This is a genomic window from Reichenbachiella sp. (genome assembly GCF_039941815.1).
Lineage (GTDB): Bacteria > Bacteroidota > Bacteroidia > Cytophagales > Cyclobacteriaceae > Reichenbachiella.
Genome location: NZ_JBDVDW010000014.1, coordinates 38,771 through 61,234 on the forward strand (window position 1 = coordinate 38,771; position 22,464 = coordinate 61,234).

Here is a 22,464-nt window from a genome sequence, read left to right on the forward strand (position 1 = left end):
AGTTTCATATTAAACTTTGCTAAGGTCTATTACTTCAAGTGCCTCATCTACACTGCGATGAAAAGTGATCAACTCGAAATAATTTCTCATCAAGAGCTTTGATGTGAGCCTTAAAAAGGTTTGGTCGTCCGTCACAATAAATGCATGCGACAATTTTTTTTGGTTACGTTCAAAGAATTTTCTACAGAGTTTTCTTTGGATTGGTGTGAGTCTTATTTCGTTAATTTCAGTGATATCAAAAATCACATCTACTCGATCACATCCTGATATCAATTTTTCAAATTTATTATTGAGGTCGGGAATCTTTTTTTCAAATGTCTCCTCTGTCTCCTTCCACAGCACAATATCCTCTTTGACTTTTGAAATGCGATTTTCGAACCTGTACAAACCGGAATTTTCATTACTGCAAATAACTCTTTCATTGCTTACCATAGTCTTATTTTTTTGGTTGATAAATAGATGAAATGAATTCAAAGTTGAGTTGGGTTTCTATGAGTGTATTTCTTAGCTATAGTATACCATCAAGAAAATTGACTCGATACAAATCGAAGACTGTTTCATCAAATAACTTTACCTGAGCATTAGTAAAAGCGGAGTTTATGGCCAGAAACCCTAGGTCTTGCAGTGAGTGCCCATGTTTTAAAATCCATTGCTCTCAAAACAAGACTTTGAATTTCCGGTAAAATGAATCATCTGATTTATTGTTTTAGTAAACCTGTAAACCAGGTAATGGGCCGTTTCAGAGTATATGAAATTTTCATCCTTCCGGTCACCCGATCTAGCCACTCTATCTTAAAGCCTTTTTTACCTTCCATGGCAGTGAAATAGCCACTTACGGGCTCTGGTATCACACAATCGTATAACTCGACGATACAGCGGTTTAGCACTCTGACATGATCTTCGTCAAAAACCGTCTTTTCATGAATGTTGACAATAGAGACCTTCCGATCACACTGTAGCAATTCTGGGTAACATCTGGAAACTATGATGAGCCAGCTAGATGCTGAAAAGGTATCGACACACCAATTTTTAATTTTCATCGCATTTGGCGTTCTATTAGTAGGTACATGATTATTGTTATTCATATCAGTTGGGCTTCAAATTCAATTTTGCCTTCCATAGCGATGAGCGTAATCAGTGATAAAAGTCGATACCAGGATATCGCTATTTCATTATTCCACGTCTGACGTACGGTAGATTTTAAGGCCATCAAAAATGCCTTTATCACCTTGTCCTTATCAGGTTTTTTGATCTGCTTATGATCGCTAAATACACTATTGAGCTTCTTCTTGATTCCTTCATTTGCCACAAGAAAGTTATCCAAAGACGCCACAATGAATCCTAGCGAATACAGCGCTTTATCAGCTTGTTTATTGATATCCAAATCACTATCGAATGTGGGCACTAGTGCTGGATCCATAGTGTGAAGATTGGAATAGAAAGTGACAGCAAACTCATGAATATTAGGAGCAAGTACTTTCCAGGTTTTTCTAATATTTTCCCTTTCCCGGTTGTTTAGATCCTTCATAGTATCAGAATTTTGATCTTAATCAGGGTGTGCTACTTCCAAAACTTCCATGTAAACCGCTTCTTTGCCGAACCTTCGATCATCAAAGCGGCTACTGCAGAGATCAGTTTATTCCACGCATCGTCATGATCCTTGGTCCATTGATCACCCATATAGTACTCGATAGAATCGATCAGTGCCTTTTGCACAGGTGGATAATATTCTGGCAATACATTAAACTTATTGTGCAGCGCTCCAAGCTTATATACTGCATCTTTTATAGTGTCCATTCGATCTACATTGGCCATCAAAAAACCAAGTGTCATCATCAGTTTTTCAGCTTGTTTGTCCATATCTCCTGTGAAAAGCCTTCTATACTCTGGCTTTGCCTCAAACAGATCATTGTAAAATTTTGTGGCCAATGGAATAGCATTCGGTGCTATAGATTCCCAGCAGGACTTTACTAGTCTTAATTCTTGTTCATTCATAGTTACTTCAGTTTATTCTTTGGAAGTAAATGTAAATGCAGAGGCAAGTGATTGCCCTAGAAAAGCAGTCTACAAATAGTATTCAAACAGTAGTTCACCGTGACAGCGGGGGTTTACAAATAGTCTACGGTTTCAGATAAAATCGTCCAAAAAAAGATATGAAGGTACATTTTTGGCACTCACCTATATGCCACCAATATGTAGATAAGTATTGCTATTCGATAAATTCCAGCCACACGATGTAGCGCTCATTTTTGGAAAAACACTAGAATATATGTTGGACAAGACTAAAGTTCCTGAACATATCTATTGAGGTCATTGTGCTCTTCTAAACCTATTTTTTTCTTGATTCTATACTTGATCATTATTGCGCTTCTGTTTTCTATATTCAAAATTGTTGCAATTTCTCTATTGCTCAAATTCAACTTAATCAGGGCACAAACTCTTTTCTCGTGATTGGAAAGTTTGTCATTTAGCGAAGAGAGTCGTTCATAAAATTCTGAGTGTGAATTAGAAAAATAGTTATTGAAATTCTCCCAATCTTTCTTTAGTGATTTATTCATCCGAATGGTATGAAGAATTTTTCTGAATTCATGATCATTATTCTTCGTCATGATTTCCTTTACTTGATTCTCCAGATTATCCATGCAATTGTTCATATGTATCATATTCAAGGTCTGCTTGTATAGATCAGCTTGTCCTTGTTCCAGGTTCTTCTGAAGATTGATTTGCTTGAGTTCCTCCTTTTTAAGCCTATTTTTATGTCTATAAATCAGAACTACTACCAGCAACCCGGCTACAGTAATAATGGCAAAAATGAGAACGATGAGTCTTTCTTTTTTCAATGCCTCCACTTCTTTATTCTTTTGAAGTAGCTTGATTTCCTTTTCCTTTTCCATGGTCTCCATTTTAGTATAGAGCTCGGTTACTTTTCTCTGATTGTCTTTATTAAAAAGAGAATCTTCATAGGCATGATGCGTCCTGAGATAATACAAGGAGGAATCCAGGACGCCGAGTTGTTCAAAAGTGTTAGACATCAGGTGGGTGATGATAGAAGAGAATTTTCGATGTGAATATTGCGAAGTAGAGGCCAAGGCTCTCCGGGCATAATACAAGGTGCTGTCGTATTGCTGTTCATCATAAAAAACTTCCGCCTTTATTATATCAAATTGTTCTTCTACGCTATTGATTCCTGCACTATCGGCCAGTTGCAAGGCCTCTTTCATCATTGTATTTGCCAACTCTATTTCTCGCTTGAGAACGTAGTACTGGGCTAGATTTCCCAAGGAAATAACGGCAGTACTGTAGTTACCAAATTTCTGTGCTGCTTCAAAAGCCTTCTTGTCATAATAGATGGCACTATCCAAATTGTCCAATTCTTTATAAATGGTTGCCAGACCGTTAAATTTGTTCATTTGGCTTCGCCAACCATTTTTAATATCCAATTTGAGTCCATCTCTGAAATATTGAGTGGCTTTTTCGATGTGTCCCAAGTGCTTATAGCATAGTGCTATATTTCCTAAAACCACTGATGCGTTTAATGATTCGACATTTTCCGTTCTATCATAAGCGGTCAAAAAATAATCCAATGCTTCAGCATAATTTCCCTTCATACCATTGATCCGACCAAGGCTATTGAGACAATGTATGTAGCGCTTGTTATCCCCTTCTTCAAGAAAAAGTTCCGCTCCGTTGGTAAGCAGTTTTTCCGCCTGGTCAAAATTTCTTTTATAGATATTCCAGGCTCCCTTGGTTAAGAACAGATAATGATATTTGGACTGAATGGTGTCACCAAATAGATCATTCTTTTGATAGATTTCTTCGGCTTTGGTAAAGAGGATTTCAGATGAATCCAACTGCGCTTTGTTTAAATAGTAGCTGGACTGTACTACGAGCGCTCGGGCTTGCCCAAAATCATAATCAAGTTCAGCACTTCGCTCGATGGCGTAATTGGTCAGGACAAGCACACTATCATTGTTATTGTCCTGGATAAGATTCGAGGCTGCAAGAACCAGAGAGTCTATTTGAGTTGTAGAAAGCTCTTGAGCATTTGCAGAAGGAAGAAGAAAATGGCAAGAAAATCCTAGATATAAAAAGCTTCTGAGAACCCTGAGAAGAATGTTTTTAAGCTGTAGTTGCATGCTTATTTCTTTGATCTTACTAAAAAAAATATCAATCCTTAGAACTGTAATATTTGAACACTTTCAAATCTACAAGTCAGAACATTATTCTGGTCGGTAATGATTTGGTCAACATGATTTTGTCATATTAATGATCATACCAGGTTGGAATTTGTAGGTATGGTTAGAGAGGTTTTCTAAAAGATAAAACATTTCTATTAGAAAAATCATTGACTGGGAGGTACAATGGCAAAAATTGGCCTCGGACTATGAGAGTAACAAAAACAATTATGGTCCGGACAGAGCTGTAGGTAAATAATCTGCTGCACATAAAAATTAACTTAGATCAATGACGCTATAATTGTGAATGCTCCCGATAAATCGGGAGCATCACTATGAATGGTAGAATCAACTATAGATTGCAATCTGCTACCGATAATAAAGTTATGTGATGTATGCGCTATTCAGCTAGAATATGAATGGAATATCGGTTCTGTAGACTACTTGTAGATTGTAATTTGCAATAAAACCTACTGTTCAATAAATAGATGACCGAGATGCATAAACTTATGGCACTTATTGTCAGCTAATTGTAGTTGAATTAGTATAGGATGAAGGCAGACCGAAAATTATTCCTCTTCTTCTTCGTCGTCTTTGTCCTTATTGTCCTCTTCTTCTTTAATAGCATCACCGTCTTCGAGTTTCTTAGATACTGCTATATAAGGACCTGTGACTACTTGCTCACCTTCAGCAACTCCTTCGGTAATTTCAATGTTATCGAAATCGCTAATACCAGTCTTTACCACTCGCAACTCAGCTATTCCATCACTGTAGACAAAAACAACTTCTTCGAGATCTTCTTCTCGTTTCCTCTTTGATGATTTATCATCGTTGTCATCCTCACTCTTCGGAACACGGGTGGTCACCGCACCCAGTGGTACAGATAGAACGCCTCTCTTAGTGTCCGTCACAATATCCACACTGGCTGTCATTCCCGGCCTAAACGGTACTCTATTATTAGTAGCAAGCTCTTTGTATGAGCTGTTCAAAATTCTGATTTTGACTTCAAATTCTGTTACTGCATCAGGCGACGCTTTTGCGTTGGCCGTATTGGCAATGGCGGTAACTCTTCCTATAAACTTTTTATCCAGGTAAGAATAAGCGTCCACATCAATTTCCACCTCGTTGCCAAGACCCACTCGCACTATGTCATTTTCGTTGACATCGACTCTAACTTCCATGTTGCCTAAGTCGGCTATGCGCATCATTTCAGTACCTGCCATTTGTGAGGTACCAACCACGCGCTCGCCCTTTTCGACATCTAACTTGGATACAATACCACTCATCGGGGCTGAAATCGTAGTAAACATCAGATTTTCATTGGCTTCTTTCACAGTGGCTAAGGCACTTTGCACCACATATTTGGCTGCCTCTACATTTTTCTCAGCTGAGGTTAGATCTTGCTCAGCTATTCTGAAGTTGGCTTCTGCCAACTCCATGTCTGCATTCGATATAGCTTGAGATTGGTGGAGTTTGCTCTGTCTATTGTATTCCAATTCAGAGCGTTTGAAAGATGCCTTGGCTGAAGCTAGTCGTGCCTCGGCATCAGCAAGATTTGCCCTTTGCTGGTTCAGCGAGGCCCTGGATCTATCCAATGCAGATTTCAAATTGTCTGGCTTTAGCCTAACTAGTACGTCACCCACCTTCACGGAATCACCCTCTTCCACATTGAGTTCGATGATTTCAGCAGAGACTTCCGGACTGATTTTAACCTCCACTATTGGTTGAATCATACCAGAGGCACTTACTTTTTCAGTAATATCGACTTTTAGAGCTCTCCCTAAGGTCACTTCGGTTTTGTCTCCTTCTCCTACCCATCCTTTCTTCTTACCGACGACCATTACGATAATTAATAATATTGCCACACCGATCAATCCGTAAATCAGTTTGTTGTTGTCTTTTTTCTTAGCCATGAGTTTAAAAAGTAATAGATTTTCCTAAATAGAAGTCCAGGATTTTTTGTTTGAAGATAAAGTCGAATTTAGATCTCACAAGATCAGATTTAGCCATATACAAGTTGTTGTTGGCCACTTGGTAATCTACATAATTGGCAGATCCAAGATTATATTGGTTTTCGATTACTCGAAAGGATTCTTCTAGCGCCTCCACTTGTTTTTGATTTGCAGTATATGTTTTAGATGCTGCTATCATATCATTGTAGGCAGACTCAATGCTCTGACGTAGCTGGTTCTTAACCTCTTGAGAATTGACCTCTGCTCTATATTTACTGAGCATAGAGCGCTGCACCTCTGCACGGGTCCTAAACCTATTAAATACCGGAATACTTAGATTGACCCCTACACTCTTGCTGATGTTTTCTCTGTACTGTTCACCGATTGGAAATCCCGAACGGGTATCAACCACATTAGGAACAATCGCGTCGGTAAGTACTTGATCCCCGGATGTGGACACATATCCTATTGGTTGTGTGATTGTCGTGGTGCCATCGAATATGTCTCTGTCCTGATCCGCAAAACTGGAATAGTTGGTGTTGAATCCGCCTGAGAGCGTTAGCGTTGGCATATACGCTCCCCTTGAAATCTTATAATTCAAATCAGCTTCTTCTATCCTCAACTGAGCACTTTTGATCTCTGGCATCACATGCTCAGCAGTCTCATAAATCTGCTCTGGAGTCATAAGCACGGTTTCATCCGCAGTTGGATTCAGCTCCGGTATTTCTATTTGAAATGGGTCTCCTGCCGGTATAAGCAAGGCCTGCTTCAAATTGAGAATGGCCAGATTGTAGCTGTTTTCTGCATTGATCACATTGACCTCGTTGCTTGCCCCCTGCGCCTGCAAGTCCAGCAGATTGGTCACTGGCAACGCTCCGGCGTCTACGAGTTTTTTAGTTCGATCTAGTTGTTGATTTGTGCTGTTCAATTGATATTGAGCATTGGAGAGTAGCTCTTGATTAAAAATGACGTTGAGATATAGCGTGGCTACATTTAGACCGACGTCATTTCTTGCTTTCTCAAGGTCTGCTTCAGAGGCTTCATAGTTGACATGCGCCTGCTTGATACTATTGGCGATTTGCAGTCCATTAAATACCGTCAGGTTAGTTTGACCGTTGATATTGGATGAGTTATTTTGCTGGGTGATGAAAGTGTTGGTGGTGGGGTCTATAGAGCGTCCCCAGTTAGCTCCATAGTTTGCTGTCATGTTGAAGTTAGGAAGCCTTTCCATCCTACTCTGATTTTTAGTGACTTCACTTACTTTCACATCTATCTTGCTCCGCTGGATAGTTAGGTTTTTCTCATAGGCGATCCTGATACATTCCTCCAGCGAGTAGCTGTAATCCTGTGCCCAGCCCGAATTCATCATAAGGACCGCAGCAATAATCAGAAATGTCTTTTTAAATTGGTTTTTATTCATTGTGTTTTACTTATCAATGTCCGGTATATAAATGACCCGACGGATCCAGTTCAAGCTCCTCAAATACTGCAAGGTAATGTCATTCAGTCCAGAATCCATCTCTAAAATCTGACAGGCCAAGTCATTTTTGCCCTTACGCGATACTGTCATGGTAGCAATATTGCAATCATCCTGAGCTATTACGCTGGTTATAAAAGTGATGCTTCCTCTGGCATCATTTGCCTCTATTATTATCGTATGGAGATTGGCTGAGAAACCTGCCGTGAAACCGTTGACTTCGACGATTTTCACGACTCCTCCTCCTCTACTCTCGCCTTCCATTTCTACTGATTGATTGCCTTTTTTGAGCTTCAATCGAATTGTATTCGGGTGTTTGGTAGAAGCATTGCCTACTGACTTGAAAGTGTATTTCAATCCGGATTTTTTCGCCTCGTCGAATGAAGTCTTTATCCTTTTGTCGTCGGTTTTAAAATCAAGTAGTCCTGCAATGATGGCCCGATCACTTCCGTGCCCTTCATAGGTTCGGGCAAACGAGTTGTAAAATATGACTTCTGCTTCGTCAGGGATGCCCCCAAGCAATCTGACCCCTACTCTGGCAATTCTCACCACACCTGCGGTGTGTGAGCTGGATGGACCTATCATAACTGGTCCTATCATATCAAATACACTACTTTTTTCCACTTAACTTATGTTTGCATCATTTGACTTCACCAATTGTCCAATTATTCAGTAGACTGAATAGATCTGATAATCGTTACATCGTGTGATTAGTTGTACGAATGAAATATTTATTACAGCAAGATAAAATTTAATCTTCTGAATACTTACATGAACATGTGGGATTGAAATCAGACCGCTACAGCGCCTTTGATATGCGGATGCGGGTCATAGTTTTCCAGTTTGAAATCCTCATAGGTAAAACCAAAAATATCTTTGACTTCTGGGTTGATTATCATTTTAGGTAATGGACGAAAACCTCTGCTCAACTGTAGCTCTGTTTGCTCCATATGATTGGAATATAGATGAGCATCACCGAATGTGTGGACAAAGTCTCCAGGCTCCAAATCACATACTTGCGCCACCATCATGGTCAGTAAGGCATAGGAGGCAATATTAAATGGAACACCTAAAAACACATCTGCACTTCGTTGATAAAGTTGACAGCTTAGTTTTCCCTCAGCGACATAAAACTGAAAAAAGGCATGGCATGGTGGCAAGGCCATACTAGACACTTCAGCCACATTCCAAGCACTTACAATCAACCTGCGTGAATTTGGATTGGTTTTGATGTCATGTATTAACTGAGTGATCTGGTCGATAGTCTCACCAGATTGTGTTGGCCAGCTTCGCCACTGCACCCCATATACAGGACCGAGTTCACCATTTTCATCTGCCCACTCATCCCAAATAGACACTCCATTATCTTTTAGATATTTAATGTTGCTATCACCTCTAAGAAACCACAGCAGCTCATGTATAATGGATCGAAGGTGCACCTTTTTGGTTGTTAATACAGGAAACCCTTCGGATAAATCAAAACGCATTTGATGCCCAAACACGCTTTTCGTACCTGTACCAGTGCGGTCTCCCTTCTGAACGCCTTCGTCCAGAATTCTCCGCATGAGTTGATGATATTGCTTCATGATTACCTAGAAATTATGGGTTTGTAATTGAGATCATAAAGGTAATTGAATCCATCGATTTGGCCAGCCTTCCAATCAGATATAGACAAAAAAAGGACTCATACATTGATATGAGTCCTTTACTTAGCATACAATTAATCTTTATGGTTGATTCTCTGGTGCCATTTGATAGAAGTGGCTTTTCACCCCTCGAACACCTGGTACCACGACAAATAAACTACCTGATAGTGGATTAGCTTTCAGTTCATCATCGGACATATCCACTCTCGCAGTAGTGATAATCAATGAATCCAGGCTATCACCGACAAACGCACATGACGTGATATTATGTGCGGGCACACTCACCTTACCTATAAGTTGTCCTGTGGACGGATCCCATCTGCCTACCATATTTCCGTTCCATAGGGCTATCCAAAGCATTCCTTCTGCATCGATGGCCATACCGTCTGGAAATCCCAGTTCTCCAATTTCAATCACTATTCTTTTATTAGAAATGTCGCCGGTCTTTTCATCGAAGTCAAAGGCTTTTACGTTGCCATCAGGCGTATCTGTATAGTACATCGTCTGGTTGTCTCCTGACCAAACAATTCCGTTGGATATGGTAATACTATCCAGTCGTTGTCTTGGCTCCCCGTACGCTATACTATACAATGAAGCTCGATATTTTTTTTGATTCAATCCCATCGAGCCTACCCATAGTCTGCCTTGGGAATCGCACTTACCATCATTGTATCGGATATTAGGTATTGTATCTTCCGGACTGCAAATGAGGTTCATTTCGTTCGACAAAAGCGAATAGCTGTAAATACCGTCTTGAAGTGCCACTACTGCACGATTCGAATCACTGGGTACGATCGTGCCTATCCTTTGTCCCACTTCGAATTGTCTTTGTTTCTTATCATCAACTCGGGTGGTATAAAACGACTTTCCTTCAATGTCTATATGCCAAAATTCTCTGGTCACATAGTTATAAATAGCCCCTTCGCCTAGTTTGTTTTGCATCTCCACATAAAGTGATGCTTCCCAATGATCAATGCCATCAATATCCTGACTGGTAGTTTCTGCCTTTTGCTGACAGCTGGTCACCTGGCATACTGCTACCAAGAAGGCTATCATGTTGAACAACTTCATATTAATAGTTATAATTTGGTGGTGTAAAGTTGATATACTGTATTGAATTCAATGGTGGGGATATGTAACAATAACGGAGGTCAAAGTTTACTTTTCCCAGATACTAAAATCCTTCCCTGTTCCTCGGCCTATCAGCTCGGACATGTAGTACAACTCTAAAGTGTTTAAATCTTTAAGTAAAAACTCATTATCGGATTGAATTTCCACAACGGCAAATTCAAATTGCTCCCCATAATTAGTGAGTACATATTTCTTGTTGGTACGGATATTATCTAGTGCGATACTCATAATTTATTTTCTAGAGCAATATTACAATATTGTTAAATCCCAGAATTTGATTTGAAGAATTATTAGTTTGCAATAAATGAAAAAATTCAAACTTTTCTGCCTGGCTATTTTCTCATTTAGTTACGCTCTATATGCACAAAATGGAAATTATGGTATGGGTGCCCGATCTGCAGCCCTAGGTGGGGCCTCATTAACGCTTGGCGACGAATGGTCCTTATACAACAACATTGGAGGCCTTGCAGCAGCACGAGACAAAGCCATCTTTACCTCTATCAAAAACAAATACGGCTTGACAGAATTCACCAGTCTCGCTTTCGGTGGTATATACCCTATTTGGGGTGGTACAGCAGGCTTAGGTGTATTTAGGTTTGGAGATGAATTATTCAATGAGCAACGGCTCAATCTAGGGTTTAGCAATCAATTTGGAATTGTAAGTCTAGGACTTAACATTGGATATTATCAGCTAAATGTGGAGGGTGCGGGCAGTAGAAAAACCTTACTCATAGATTTTGGAGGAAGGGCCAAACTTACTGAACAGCTTTATTTTGGTGCGCATGTTTCTAATCTGAATCAAGCTCGATTATCTAAAACAACTGATGAAAGAATTCCAACAATAATGAAAACAGGCCTAAGTTATAGGCCGGGAAATGACCTCATGATCAATCTAGAGGTGGAGAAAGATATTGATCAGGATGCGGTCTTCAAAATTGGATTGGAGTATTATGTAATAGACCAAGTAGTCTTAAGAACGGGATTTCATACTCAACCATTTGAAAGCAGTTTTGGAATAGGCTTTACTCCGGGAAAAATAAATATTGACTATGCCTACAACAATAACCCAGACCTTGGCGGCATACATGAACTGTCTTTGGTGTATCGATTCAAGGATTGAAGAAAACCATTACCATAGCGATATTAGTTTTAAGTTTTGATCTTTCTCTCAATGCACAACAATTCGATAGGAACAGCATAGATATTCAAGAGTTCATTGAAAATCTTTTTCAAATACCCGACGAAGACATCAACTATGAGGATCAGTACGAAACACTGTATCAACTTTATGCCAATCCGATAAATCTCAACTCCACTTCCAAAAATGAACTCAATACTCTCTATCATCTAAATATCTACCAAATTAATAATCTGATTGATTATCTGGATAAAAATGGTCCAATGCTGTCCATATATGAGCTCCAGGTGATAGAAGGCTTTGACAGAATCACCATCAACAATCTATTGCCATTTGTAGAAGTAAGGTCTCCCGGTGATTATTCCACTAGAGGAAATCTAATTCAACGAATCACAAAAGAAAAAAACAACTATTTGATTCTTCGCACTGAAAGCGTAATTGAAGATCAAGAAGGGTACATAAGAGAGGATTCTTCGAGATATCTAGGCTCGAAGAACAAAGTATATGGTCGGTTTAGATCGAGCCATACAAAGGATTTCAGTATTGGACTGACTTTCGAGAAGGATGCTGGTGAACAGATTTCTTTCGATTCTGAAAACAAAAAATATGGGTTTGACTACTATTCCTATCATCTATTTTTATCGAACAAAGGAAATTTTAAAAGCGTTGCTCTAGGAGATTATCAAATGCAATTCGGACAAGGTCTTGTCCTTGGTGCAGGATTCAACCCTGGCAAAGGCGGTGAGACCATCACTACGGTAAAAAGAGGCAATGCAGGACTCAGGCCCTATACTTCAGCCTTGGAGACTAGTTTTATGCGAGGAGCAGCTCTCACCTACACCATAGATAAAATTGAAATCACTCCATTCTACTCTAAACTAAAACAAGATGGAGTTATTCGCTCTCAAGATTTTTCGGGCGTCTATGAAGAGTACATCACTGGAATTCAAAACATTGGTATGCATCGTACTTATTCTGAATTAGAGTCGAGAAAAGGTATAACCGAACAATCATTTGGCATGAATATCACCTACAATGATTTAAAGGGTAGCAATTTGCAAATAGGCGCTACTTTCTTACACAATCACTTCTCTGTACCTATTCTGAAGACACCAAATAACTATAATCAATTCGAGTTTAAGGGCGATGAAAACTACAATATGAGCCTTTTTGCAAATTACAACTGGGAAAACTTCCTGCTTTTCTCTGAATTGGCAAGATCAAGATCGGGAGGTACCGCAGCAGTCGGCGGATTTATCGGAAGCCTCTCTCCTATAGTCTCTATTAGTTTTCATTTTCGGAACTACAGCAAAGACTATCATTCCTTTTACGGAAATTCGTTTGGTGAGAGCTCTAGAAACATAAATGAAACTGGGTTGTATTGGGGGCTTAAAGTCACTCCGAATCGACGTATTCAGTTGGCAGCTTATTATGACAGCTTTAAGTTTCCATGGTTAAAATTTGGAGTTGATTCCCCTTCTCAAGGCTACGAATACCTATTCAGAATTGATTACAAACCCACTAAGAAAATCAAACTCTTTGCTCAATTTCGTGAGCAAGCCAAGGAAGTATCCATTGCTTCAGAAGGAGGCAATCTAAACCGACTTGAAAATGGAATAAAGCGGAATTATGTGACAAATCTAGATTTTTCGGCTAATGAAGTCCTGACGTTAAAATCTCGAGTCCAGTTTAGTACATATGATTTAGATCAAACCAGCACACATGGCATAGCCTTGATCCAAGACTTAAATATCAAGATTAAGAAATTCACAATCAGCACGCGAATAGCGATATTCGACACGGAAGATTATGAAAATCGCCAGTACGTATTTGAGAAAAACTTACTTTATGTCTTTTCTATCAACGCATATGCCAATCAGGGCATGCGCAACTATCTCATGGTACAATACAAGCCAACCAGAAAAATGACAATTTGGGCCAGATATAGCCGCTTTGACTATAGAAATCAATCAACGGTTGGGTCAGGACTAAACGAAATTCAAGGTTCGACGCGAAGCGATGTGAAGTTTCAGGTTAGATACAAATTCTAGGACCTCATGGGACTAAGCCCAGCACTACTCATTATTCCGAAATAGAATAATATGTTGACTGATGGAAGGAGATAATCTTGGTATTTTTGGGTAATTTAACTACCTAATTCGCAGCCTAACAGAAAATGAAAATTATTCATAGAATATTCAAATTCATTCAAAACAAATCCTTGGAATCGGACCAGCTAAATTCGAAAATCGGGCTGGATAAAGAGGATATTCGGTATGAAGCCACCAAAGACGGGTCGGTAAGCACTGATGTACTTGAACGAATATGTAAGTTATATCCTGAACTCAACCCGATATGGTTGGTCACTGGCAAGGGAGAAATGCTGATTGATGATTACCACGAGGTAGGTAAGGCAATCGAGAATGTAGAATCACATGACGGTATTTATAATGTGATTGCTGGAAAGGATATTGAAATACAATTGCTCAAAGAGCACATACAAGGACTAAATGAACTACTCAAAGTAAAGAACAAATTAATCGAAGAGTATAAAAAAGTGTAGTGAATAAGGTTCACCATTCGGTCAAAATGTGCGTAGATGTGACTACACAGAGCCGCATTTATTGTCGATTGACATTTGAAATTTTCCTTCGAGGATGATTCGGAATTTATTCCTACCTTCCGCAAACTATTCATATTCACGTCCCCATAGGTAAACTAATTCTGCACGAGTACTCAATTCATCAGCTACTTCTTTTGTCCCCTTTCTCTTGTCATTATCAGTAAATTTAACTCCTACGAGCTTAACTTACTGTTCAGTCAATGGTAGCAGACCCAGTCCAGTTTCTTCAATATCACAAACGCGTTACGCTGAAAAAGCTAAACACGTTCGGTGGTGGTTCATAAACAAACTTAACCAGACTAGATCTACTCCGAATCCTGAGGTTCTATTGTTCCGGCTTCTTCAAGATTAATTTTGTAGGTCACCTTATTTTTTTTTGCGGTAGATACAACTGCAGCCGATGCTATTCCAGCTCCTATCGCACCCCCCATAAACCCAGCCATCGAGGTACTGGAAAAATCCATCTCATCATATCCGACAAAATGAACACCGTCATCAGTTATTTCTATTTTAAAGTAATCCCCCTGATGGAAAATATGCCTAGAAATGCCATCCGAAAAACCCCATACATTTTTCATTTTCCTCTTCGAGCCAGGATATCTAAGAATAGAACTAAATGTACCTTCCCAACCTTTAGTTGTTCGCGGCTCTACTTCAAGATCGAAATCTGTCTCTAATGGTTGATTAGAGAGGAATTCCTCAAATGTTTTGTAAACTCCTTTTTTTGGTCTCTGTTGTAATCCAGAGTATTGGCTCAGGTCAAATTTTTGCTCGGCACTGACTGAATCATCTGCAAGTACAGCACTCAGCATGTCTAGATCCAGGCTGTCCAAATCGATTTTGTCCAGTTTTTCAAAGCACTTTTTTATGGCCAATGCAATATTTTCTGGATGCTGTTTTGTCACATCTAAGCCTTTGCTCTCAATAGAACTTTTACTATTTAATAACAGTAGATATGTGGTATCCTGCTTGATCAGGAAATCAATCCCAAGTTTGACAAAAGCCCTCTCTGAGCTGGCTCTTGTAAGTTCAGAAATTTTCAGATAATTCACTCTCACTACAATCGGCTTAATCTCTAAATTCAATGGCAAGCTTCTCTTCACGTAGCTATACACCTCTGTGTTCAGACCATTACTAAAAACAGCATTTACCTTTTTATTCGCCATTCCTTTTTGGACAAAACCAATAGTAGTTTTGTCTTTTCTTCCGTCAATAACATTTATTATGTTATAACTTTTGAATGTAATTGGCTGTCTGACTTCTGACATACTTATTTTGTAATCTTGGCTTTGGCCATTCAAGTATCCCATTAATAATATCATGCTTAATATTATTCTCATATATAAATATTTTTTGTTCTTTATTCTTTTAATAGTTTTAAAAAAAACACCGTTCACTTCTCAATGAATAGGGATTATTTTTTTCAGATTGCCGAACCGTAAGCTTCAAACTCATTCAACCCTTGTGATAAAGTATTGATGCACTATAGCTACCTCTCTTTCATGGCGTTTCTTCGGAGCGAAACGAACCAAATCCATTGACTAGTTTATTATCTTTCACTTAATGGTAGCCGGACCAGCTACGATCAGACTTCATTTCATTACTCAGACGAACGCGTTACAAACGCGCCCGATCAGACCGCAATGTGGTCAAAAAACTAATCGACGCTTTTATCACTAAAAAGCAAATCCAAAAACTAGCACAATAAAAAAATCCCAACCTCACTAATGATCGGGATTCCAGTTCCTTCAATACCACAAACGCGTTACGCTGAAAAAGCTAAACGCGATCGAGCAGAGCCTTTACAGACAGTGGGATTTCAAGTTCTTTCAGATCGTATAGACTCAAGCAAATGCTTGCGCCAGATGGTGGCGCTTCTTTATTTTCTTTTATTAGCTCTTAAAAAGTATTCTAATTCTTGTTCTAAAGGAATTTCTTTAACCTTATAAAAACAGTCCATAAAAAAATTATTATCCCCTAATCCCAAATAAGGCAAATTTTCAGTTTTACTTATTTTTCTTACATAATGTTGAACAATAGGCTCATAATACAAGCTGTCCAACCTCCTAAAATTCATTTCAGCACCTAGGTAAACCGAAAACCCATTCTTTAAAAACAACGAACTGTCATATTTCGTTTGAAAATATGGATTAATTCGTCGTCGTGTCTGATACTGCCCAAATACAGTGTTTTCAATTTCCTCGAGACGTTTTTCTTTCCATTCTTCAGATATCCACTTAATATAATCATAATTTCTTAATGTGAGATATTCATGACAATGACAAAGATTTAACAACTCAAACTCTTCCAATTCCGCCTGGGTAAAATGAGGCTCCGAGCTATTCTGGCATTTTAATGAAAATACATTAACAAAAACTATAAATAAAAAAATACCGATTCTTTCCATAGGACCACATCTGGGCGTCTAACAAATGTATTCAATCTCTGGGGGATACTCATTAAAAATCCCACGACAGACTCCTCATCCTCACTAAAGATCGGGATTCCAGTTCCTTCAATAACACGAACGCGTTACGCTAAAAAAGCTAAACGCGCTCGATCGGAGGTAATTCTACTTCTTCTTACTTTCATTTAAAAAGAATCTTAATTTTTCAGAATTATTCCATTTTATAAATGCCGAATCAAAAACCAAAAAATACCTCTCTTGGTAAGAACCGGTTCTCTTTTGATTCCAATTAATGCTATTATCAAACTCGACTAAGTAGGAATCGCTAATTGTTGTCAAACTTTTGCTTTCAAGTAAAACCACATTAAAATTTTTCTTTTTTAAGTTAATGCTATAACTGAAAGTTGTTTCACTTATTCCATCATTTTCTGAAGATTCACAAAAAACAAAAAAACCATTATCGATGACTTTAAAATTATGTTTGATAAGTAGAGATTCATGAACCTGCCGCTCTTGAGAGTTCGTAATTCCAATGACCATCACACATGCAAATGCTATAAATTTTGTTAACATAATCAATCAATGTAAATAGTAGCTAAATAAATCCGGTCTAACTCCAGCATTATATGCTGTCATGCTAGAATGTAAGAGAAACGGATGAATACCTATGTTTGGTATACCGTTTAGCCATAAGCTAAGCGATCCCATATTCACGCAATTCGTAGTGCATCCTTGATATGGAATAATTTTACTAAATCCTTTGAGTGCCTTAAATAATGGTTTATTCACTGTTGCACTTACAGATTTAGATAATTTAACTGGGACAGAATAATCAGGAGTTCCCTTTTTTATGGCAATTGCAAATTTTTTATAATTACAACTTTTCTTGGCACCTGCAATACTTCCTTTTATTCTATCCTTTAACAATGCAATTGAGCTTGGTGCAGGACCTTTTGACTTAGGATCAAATGACAATAACTTGTCGCCCGTTTTATCTTCTAAAATTCCAGTATGGGTTTACTCTTTAGATGACGATCGATTTATCAAGTCTTCCAAAAGCATCAATCTTTTACTATTTTCAACTTTCATAAAATCATCATCAATGGCTTCATAGATAAGGTCGGAATATTTTTTGTTTGATCTGAAATTTTCACTAGCGTAGCACCAAATTTTATCGTTCATTAAAAAAAAATCTTCGTCTTGATTCCTCTCATATACTCCTGTGTAGCTTTTTGAGCTCTTTTTTATTTTAACAGTTTTTTTACCCTTGCAACTTAGTTTAAAAACAGTCTGAGTCATATTTGACATACTATCGACAATCAAGAAACCGATTATTGCCTGTCCATAGATTTTAGTACTGTATTCATATATAAATACTTGTTCTTTTTGTTGATCAATTGAATCGTCCATGCCAAAAGCTATCGTTAATAGCGCTGCTAGTATCTTCATAATTATTTATGATTTTGTAAATGATAAGAAAATAAGTCTGCTCTAATTCCATTTGAATATGCCCATGTAGACGCATATAAAAAATATGGATGAATGCCAATATTTGGTATTCCATTGAGCCATAACGAAAGTGATGCCATATTTGTACAATTTACAGTGCAACCCTGATATGGAAGGACTTTACCTAATGACCTCACTAATCCTACCGTGTGTTTATTTACTGTTACATCAACTGGCAAGTCAGTATAGACATGAAAATCAGATTTACTTTTTCGAATAGCAAGGCCAAATTTCTTGTACCCTCCTGCTTCTCTCAATGCTGGTTTGGCAGCAGGAATCCGATCTTTAATGCTAGGAGGAGTACCTCCAATCTTATCGTCAGCTGGCCCATATGACATTAATGGGCTTCCAGTTTTATCGTCAACAATAGCACTATGCGAAATAGCATCATTTTTCTCTGTATATAGAGTTGCATCTGTACTATTAATGACCTTATTAATATCAGCAACATTCGCCAAAGCCCCCAATCCATATCCGATATTTTCTAGAGTTGAGTTTCCTTTTTCTCCCAAATACCCAAAGTCACCCTGAGACCAATTCATTGAAACACCGCCAAAACTTGTGTAGATATTGCCTTCTCCACCATTAACAATATAATTTCCAGCTGAATTGAATGTAGAAGCACTCGCTAAAGCAAGCGTATTGGCAAATACAATATTAGCCCCGGAAACTCCTGACCCAATAGAAGCAGATACTCCTCCGACCACAGCATAACTCAAAAATTCTCCTACATTATCAATCCTATCACGATTAGCTATGACATTAATCACCGCCCCAATCACGAAAGGAATCCATGCGAACTCCCCATCAGGATCAACACCCACTGTCGGTTGGTTACCCATCCCGACATAACCGGATGCAAATTGATTCTGCGGATCGCTGCTCAGGAATCGCCCAGTCGCCGGGTCATACTGTCTGGCATGAAAATCATAAAGATTCAGCGCCAAGGCCGTCTGCCACTCTTTACCTTGGTAAAGGAAGCGGTTGTTTTTATTTCCAGGCTCTTCGTATTTGTTGCCAGTGATCGGCAAACCGAACGGGTAGTAGTCGTCGGCTTGTAAGACCGAAGCACTCGAGGTATGTGTCACTTGGTAGTTGTCAAAGTAGACATCTACGTCGAGCGAGCTCTCGTTGCTCAAATAAGTGAACATATATCCATCTGCCGGGGCTGTTACGCTAAGTGTAAGGGTTTCAAAGTCCGATTCGGCCGCACTACTTACCTGAACGTGTCCAAATTGTGGGTTTTCATAATTTTCATCGTAAAAAATGTAGTTCATGAAAGCTGCCGGCACTTCGTTTTGAGTTTGCACAAACAATGATGCTGCACCAAACTGCCCTTGAAATGCTGTAAAGAGTTCGCCACTGCCACCAATGCCATAAGCCGCAGCCAGGGCATCGAAGAGCATCACACTGGTAGTTGCCTGCGTGGAATTAGCGGTAGATTGATATTTAGCAAACACCTTTAAATCTACTACATCTCCGGCATATAATTTCAATGCTTTGGCAGGTCCGATCATTTTGTCGTCATCGGCATTGAGTCGAGCACTTTCATCACCATACTTGGCGTTGGCAGCGTCCAGATTTCGATAGGCCGCCAAATTCAAAAACTGATTGTCTTCTACCCCTGCATTTTCGGATTCCATGGTGGCTTTATATACCCTGACCAGTGGAGCTACTGTGGATCGTGTATTACCCAAGTGATCCGTTAGGTGATACTGATAGTCATAGTTGTAGTCGTCGGCGACTTTTTCCACCACGATTCTTCCCTGAGGCATGGGAATAAGCGTAAGCTCGTCCTCTTCGTATATCAGTCTACTGCTGTAATCGGTCACGAAAGTATCGCTGCCTGTAGTCACTGACATCCTCAGTCTGGTTCCCGCAGCATCATAGAGGTAGTCGATATGATCGCCATTGCTAAACGTAATAATTTCGGGCTTATTTAGCATATTATAGGAGATACTTGTGATCAGTTTGTTGTCGTCGCGGATCATATTTCCATTTTCATCGAAATCGTACTCTTCAGCACCTTCCGCTCCATCTTTGAACCCTTCGTCTTCGTTGGTCACATCATCGATAGTCCAGAGTTTGTTGCCGTCATAGCTATATTCTAAGTCGTCCACCAGGGTATTGTTATGCTTTCTGCTTAGAGTCTTAATATTACCATTGCGATCGTACGTGATGTCGCTTACGTTGAAGTGATTCTTCTTAGTCCCCCAGACTCCACCATCTTTTTCGTTGTATTCTGCTCCTGTGAGGCGGTTAGCTCCATCGTAGCTATACCCATAGGCGCGTTGATCAGTCTCCATGTCAGGATGGCTCCAGGTTGTGCCCGCAAGATTAGAAGGATTGTCAGACTCAAAGGTCAATCCGCTTGGTGAGCTTTCATAATAGAGATTAATACCAAAGCGATCAGGGTTATCATCTGTATCTCCGGTATGCACACCACCATCTGCCTTGTTGATATTGATCAGCTGACCGCGAATATTGTAGCGATAGTCCACCGATTGCACATAAGTATCGTCGCTTTGCTTGTGGAGGTTTTTTTCTATGAGTTCGTCCATTTCGTTGTAACTCATACTTGCAATAAGGATTTCGGGTTCGTTGTCGGTACTATGATACTGCTCGAGTAGCCGTCCACCATCATCGTATACATATCGCTCATCGATGGTAAGCGTTTTAGAAGCATTCACTTTATGAGTGAATCGAGTTTTGACTACTTCTCCCAACCAGTTGTATTGCGTATATACTTTTTCAAGGTTTCCACGGTGATGATCAGAAATACCCTGAATCAGCTGCAAGTCTTCATCGTAGTACTTTACAGACTTGAGCCACTGAGTACTTGAGCTGCTCAGGACACGGATTTTGCCTCCGGTTTCCTGCCCGCGAGGCATCAGCAGGGAGGCCTCGTCATTGATACCATTGTTCGTATCATGGGCAAACCCTGTCCAGTTGCCATCGATAAATGCGTAATCGTCATAATAGCTAACTACTAGGTAGTCATCCGCATTTACACCTTTAGGCCATACATTATCCGTATAACCATGGATGACACTCCCACGAGATTCAAATCTCTTTCCTTCAACAATCTCTGTGTTTAAATAGAGCTGAAGTGTTGTTCTATTTCTTTCGTCAGTCACGACACCTGTGAGTATCGGTCGATCATGTTGATCATACTTGGTAAAGGTCCATTCTTCATTGGTTCTTTGTTTGCCATCCTGGCTTAAGATCAATCTTCCGCTGATATCATAGATATAATGAATCTCTTCAGCTCCAGGTACTTTTTTGATCACGAGTTGACCTTTATTGTCATATTTGTTTTTGAAAAGATACTGATCTATATCCGGTACAGGTTCATACCCAGTGACTACTCCATTTTCAGGGATCATACCTATATCAAAACCTTCCTCCAAAACAAGCCCTTCGTTTAGAGCTACGGACTTGTTTTTAGCCACGTAATAGACCGTATTAGTAGGACTTGTCGCTGGAAATGCTTGTGAGCTGGTAAAGATGTTTAGTTGATTAGGGTCATAATATTCCACGACCGGCAATTGACCTACACGCACCGCTTCTGGCGGAACCACGTAGATAAGTCTACCAAAGTCATCGTAAACATAATAAGTGTCGAATTGCTCGGTGTCATTGAAGTGCCGAATCAATATCTTTTGGCCCTTATAGTTGGTGAATGTGATGGTCTGATGGTTGTTATTACCTTCTTCATATTCGGGGCCTTTCACTGTAGACTTTATGAGTGATTCAGATGGAAAATAAACATTGGCCTCTAAGTGCAGGTCACCCTGGTCGTTGGTTGTCCATTCCAATACCTTATCAGTAGTTTCGTTAAGTTTAAAATCAGTGGAAGTGTAGTAGCTGTCAGCTAATTGATATCCTTTGCCCAAGCCGCCGCTTTTCAGTACCCTTTTAAACGGGGACCGTTCGATTTCTACTTCGCTCCAGGGAGCAGTATCGTGATCGATATGAGACGCAGACAAATAAAAGTTGGCCTGATCAGTTGACGCCGAAGGAATATAAGCGCCTTCGTTAGTGGCACTTGCCGAAACGTAGGGCAAATAATTCTTGGTTTCCAAACCTGAGGTTTCCTGGTATTGATGAAAGGAGACGATATCCTTGCCATTTGGAGAGGCTCCGATGACGATTTGCTGGTCTGGCCTTCCTAATCTGTCGGTATAGTTAACAACAACCCTTACCTCTGATTGATTTTCCTCGACCATATCTTCCACACTTTTAATACCTGCCACTTTTGCTGAGCGAGTGACTACATGGTTTTTTGAAGTGGTCAGATTTTGTGCCTTAGTGCCATGCTTGGATATAATTAAACCGCATACTATAAAAATCATCCTTGCTAATCGTATCAATTGAATAGGCTTCATGTGTATTTTATTCATTTG

Annotated in this window: 20 protein-coding genes; 3 read left to right on the forward strand and 17 right to left on the reverse strand. The window is 39.4% G+C overall.

What is annotated here, in order from left to right; genetic code table 11:
- Positions 1–9: 9 nt before the first annotated feature.
- The 11 genes from ABJF11_RS01050 to ABJF11_RS01100 form a co-directional block, all read right to left on the reverse strand.
- Positions 10–432 carry a hypothetical protein gene (locus tag ABJF11_RS01050; protein ID WP_348117302.1) on the reverse strand — a complete coding sequence of 141 codons (423 nt, stop codon included), beginning with the start codon at positions 430–432 and terminating at the stop codon, positions 10–12.
- 266 nt (positions 433–698) lie between these two features.
- Positions 699–1,085 (reverse strand): hypothetical protein, encoded by a 387-nt coding sequence (locus ABJF11_RS01055; protein ID WP_348117303.1) that lies wholly within the window; start codon positions 1,083–1,085, stop codon positions 699–701.
- Positions 1,082–1,528: a hypothetical protein gene (locus tag ABJF11_RS01060; protein WP_348117304.1), complete on the reverse strand. Its 447-nt coding sequence runs from the start codon at positions 1,526–1,528 to the stop codon at positions 1,082–1,084. The genes ABJF11_RS01055 and ABJF11_RS01060 overlap by 4 nt, the downstream gene beginning before the upstream one ends.
- Positions 1,529–1,560: 32 nt before the next feature.
- Positions 1,561–1,995, reverse strand: coding sequence for a globin domain-containing protein (locus tag ABJF11_RS01065; RefSeq protein WP_348117306.1), 435 nt, complete (start codon positions 1,993–1,995; stop codon positions 1,561–1,563).
- A 287-nt stretch (positions 1,996–2,282) separates the two neighbouring features.
- On the reverse strand, positions 2,283–4,136 hold the full coding sequence (locus ABJF11_RS01070; RefSeq protein WP_348117308.1) for a tetratricopeptide repeat protein: 1,854 nt from the start codon (positions 4,134–4,136) through the stop codon (positions 2,283–2,285).
- 608 nt (positions 4,137–4,744) lie between these two features.
- A complete protein-coding gene (locus ABJF11_RS01075; RefSeq protein ID WP_348117309.1) occupies positions 4,745–6,088 on the reverse strand; it encodes an efflux RND transporter periplasmic adaptor subunit in 1,344 nt (447 codons plus the stop codon).
- Positions 6,089–6,092: 4 nt separating this feature from the next.
- The gene (locus ABJF11_RS01080; RefSeq protein WP_348117312.1) at positions 6,093–7,547 is read right to left on the reverse strand and encodes a TolC family protein; all 1,455 of its coding nucleotides are present in this window, start codon (positions 7,545–7,547) and stop codon (positions 6,093–6,095) included.
- A 6-nt stretch (positions 7,548–7,553) separates the two neighbouring features.
- Positions 7,554–8,228 carry an L-serine ammonia-lyase, iron-sulfur-dependent subunit beta gene (gene sdaAB / locus ABJF11_RS01085; RefSeq protein WP_348117314.1) on the reverse strand — a complete coding sequence of 225 codons (675 nt, stop codon included), beginning with the start codon at positions 8,226–8,228 and terminating at the stop codon, positions 7,554–7,556.
- Between the two features lie 167 nt (positions 8,229–8,395).
- Entirely contained in the window at positions 8,396–9,190 is a 795-nt protein-coding gene (locus ABJF11_RS01090) for a thymidylate synthase (RefSeq protein ID WP_348117316.1), read from the reverse strand.
- 141 nt (positions 9,191–9,331) lie between these two features.
- Positions 9,332–10,321, reverse strand: coding sequence for an SMP-30/gluconolactonase/LRE family protein (locus ABJF11_RS01095; RefSeq protein ID WP_348117318.1), 990 nt, complete (start codon positions 10,319–10,321; stop codon positions 9,332–9,334).
- 87 nt (positions 10,322–10,408) lie between these two features.
- Positions 10,409–10,609: a hypothetical protein gene (locus ABJF11_RS01100; RefSeq protein ID WP_348117320.1), complete on the reverse strand. Its 201-nt coding sequence runs from the start codon at positions 10,607–10,609 to the stop codon at positions 10,409–10,411.
- A 76-nt stretch (positions 10,610–10,685) separates the two neighbouring features.
- Here ABJF11_RS01100 and ABJF11_RS01105 point away from each other — a divergent pair, with 76 nt between their 5' ends.
- The 3 genes from ABJF11_RS01105 (at position 10,686) to ABJF11_RS01115 (ending at position 14,082) form a co-directional block, all read left to right on the forward strand.
- Positions 10,686–11,501, forward strand: a complete 816-nt coding sequence (locus ABJF11_RS01105) for a hypothetical protein (protein WP_348117322.1) — start codon at positions 10,686–10,688, stop codon at positions 11,499–11,501.
- Positions 11,498–13,570 carry a helix-hairpin-helix domain-containing protein gene (locus ABJF11_RS01110; protein ID WP_348117324.1) on the forward strand — a complete coding sequence of 691 codons (2,073 nt, stop codon included), beginning with the start codon at positions 11,498–11,500 and terminating at the stop codon, positions 13,568–13,570. Before ABJF11_RS01105 ends, ABJF11_RS01110 begins: the two co-directional genes overlap by 4 nt.
- 125 nt (positions 13,571–13,695) lie before the next feature.
- On the forward strand, positions 13,696–14,082 hold the full coding sequence (locus ABJF11_RS01115; protein ID WP_348117325.1) for a hypothetical protein: 387 nt from the start codon (positions 13,696–13,698) through the stop codon (positions 14,080–14,082).
- A gap of 365 nt (positions 14,083–14,447) precedes the next feature.
- Here ABJF11_RS01115 and ABJF11_RS01120 read toward each other — a convergent pair whose 3' ends face one another.
- The 6 genes from ABJF11_RS01120 to ABJF11_RS01145 form a co-directional block, all read right to left on the reverse strand.
- The gene (locus tag ABJF11_RS01120; protein WP_348117326.1) at positions 14,448–15,482 is read right to left on the reverse strand and encodes a hypothetical protein; all 1,035 of its coding nucleotides are present in this window, start codon (positions 15,480–15,482) and stop codon (positions 14,448–14,450) included.
- A gap of 539 nt (positions 15,483–16,021) precedes the next feature.
- The gene (locus ABJF11_RS01125; protein ID WP_348117328.1) at positions 16,022–16,549 is read right to left on the reverse strand and encodes a hypothetical protein; all 528 of its coding nucleotides are present in this window, start codon (positions 16,547–16,549) and stop codon (positions 16,022–16,024) included.
- A 165-nt stretch (positions 16,550–16,714) separates the two neighbouring features.
- Complete coding sequence (locus ABJF11_RS01130) at positions 16,715–17,122, reverse strand: hypothetical protein (protein WP_348117329.1); 408 nt, start codon at positions 17,120–17,122, stop codon at positions 16,715–16,717.
- Positions 17,123–17,128: 6 nt separating this feature from the next.
- Positions 17,129–17,524, reverse strand: a complete 396-nt coding sequence (locus ABJF11_RS01135) for a hypothetical protein (RefSeq protein WP_348117330.1) — start codon at positions 17,522–17,524, stop codon at positions 17,129–17,131.
- 42 nt (positions 17,525–17,566) lie between these two features.
- Complete coding sequence (locus tag ABJF11_RS01140; RefSeq protein ID WP_348117331.1) at positions 17,567–17,998, reverse strand: hypothetical protein; 432 nt, start codon at positions 17,996–17,998, stop codon at positions 17,567–17,569.
- A 2-nt stretch (positions 17,999–18,000) separates the two neighbouring features.
- Complete coding sequence (locus ABJF11_RS01145) at positions 18,001–22,461, reverse strand: DUF6443 domain-containing protein (protein WP_348117332.1); 4,461 nt, start codon at positions 22,459–22,461, stop codon at positions 18,001–18,003.
- Positions 22,462–22,464 lie beyond the last annotated feature (3 nt).

Excerpts from the sequence above, each read along its gene's own strand:
- ABJF11_RS01050 (WP_348117302.1), bottom strand. The coding sequence starts at position 432 with ATGGTAAGCAATGAAAGAGTTATTTGCAGTAATGAAAATTCCGGTTTG.
- ABJF11_RS01055 (WP_348117303.1), bottom strand. The coding sequence starts at position 1,085 with ATGAATAACAATAATCATGTACCTACTAATAGAACGCCAAATGCGATG.
- ABJF11_RS01060 (WP_348117304.1), bottom strand. The coding sequence starts at position 1,528 with ATGAAGGATCTAAACAACCGGGAAAGGGAAAATATTAGAAAAACCTGG.
- ABJF11_RS01065 (WP_348117306.1), bottom strand. The coding sequence starts at position 1,995 with ATGAATGAACAAGAATTAAGACTAGTAAAGTCCTGCTGGGAATCTATA.
- ABJF11_RS01070 (WP_348117308.1), bottom strand. The coding sequence starts at position 4,136 with ATGCAACTACAGCTTAAAAACATTCTTCTCAGGGTTCTCAGAAGCTTT.
- ABJF11_RS01075 (WP_348117309.1), bottom strand. The coding sequence starts at position 6,088 with ATGGCTAAGAAAAAAGACAACAACAAACTGATTTACGGATTGATCGGT.
- ABJF11_RS01080 (WP_348117312.1), bottom strand. The coding sequence starts at position 7,547 with ATGAATAAAAACCAATTTAAAAAGACATTTCTGATTATTGCTGCGGTC.
- ABJF11_RS01090 (WP_348117316.1), bottom strand. The coding sequence starts at position 9,190 with ATGAAGCAATATCATCAACTCATGCGGAGAATTCTGGACGAAGGCGTT.
- ABJF11_RS01095 (WP_348117318.1), bottom strand. The coding sequence starts at position 10,321 with ATGAAGTTGTTCAACATGATAGCCTTCTTGGTAGCAGTATGCCAGGTG.
- ABJF11_RS01100 (WP_348117320.1), bottom strand. The coding sequence starts at position 10,609 with ATGAGTATCGCACTAGATAATATCCGTACCAACAAGAAATATGTACTC.
- ABJF11_RS01105 (WP_348117322.1), top strand. The coding sequence starts at position 10,686 with ATGAAAAAATTCAAACTTTTCTGCCTGGCTATTTTCTCATTTAGTTAC.
- ABJF11_RS01115 (WP_348117325.1), top strand. The coding sequence starts at position 13,696 with ATGAAAATTATTCATAGAATATTCAAATTCATTCAAAACAAATCCTTG.
- ABJF11_RS01120 (WP_348117326.1), bottom strand. The coding sequence starts at position 15,482 with ATGAGAATAATATTAAGCATGATATTATTAATGGGATACTTGAATGGC.
- ABJF11_RS01125 (WP_348117328.1), bottom strand. The coding sequence starts at position 16,549 with ATGGAAAGAATCGGTATTTTTTTATTTATAGTTTTTGTTAATGTATTT.
- ABJF11_RS01130 (WP_348117329.1), bottom strand. The coding sequence starts at position 17,122 with ATGTTAACAAAATTTATAGCATTTGCATGTGTGATGGTCATTGGAATT.
- ABJF11_RS01140 (WP_348117331.1), bottom strand. The coding sequence starts at position 17,998 with ATGAAGATACTAGCAGCGCTATTAACGATAGCTTTTGGCATGGACGAT.
- ABJF11_RS01145 (WP_348117332.1), bottom strand. The coding sequence starts at position 22,461 with ATGAATAAAATACACATGAAGCCTATTCAATTGATACGATTAGCAAGG.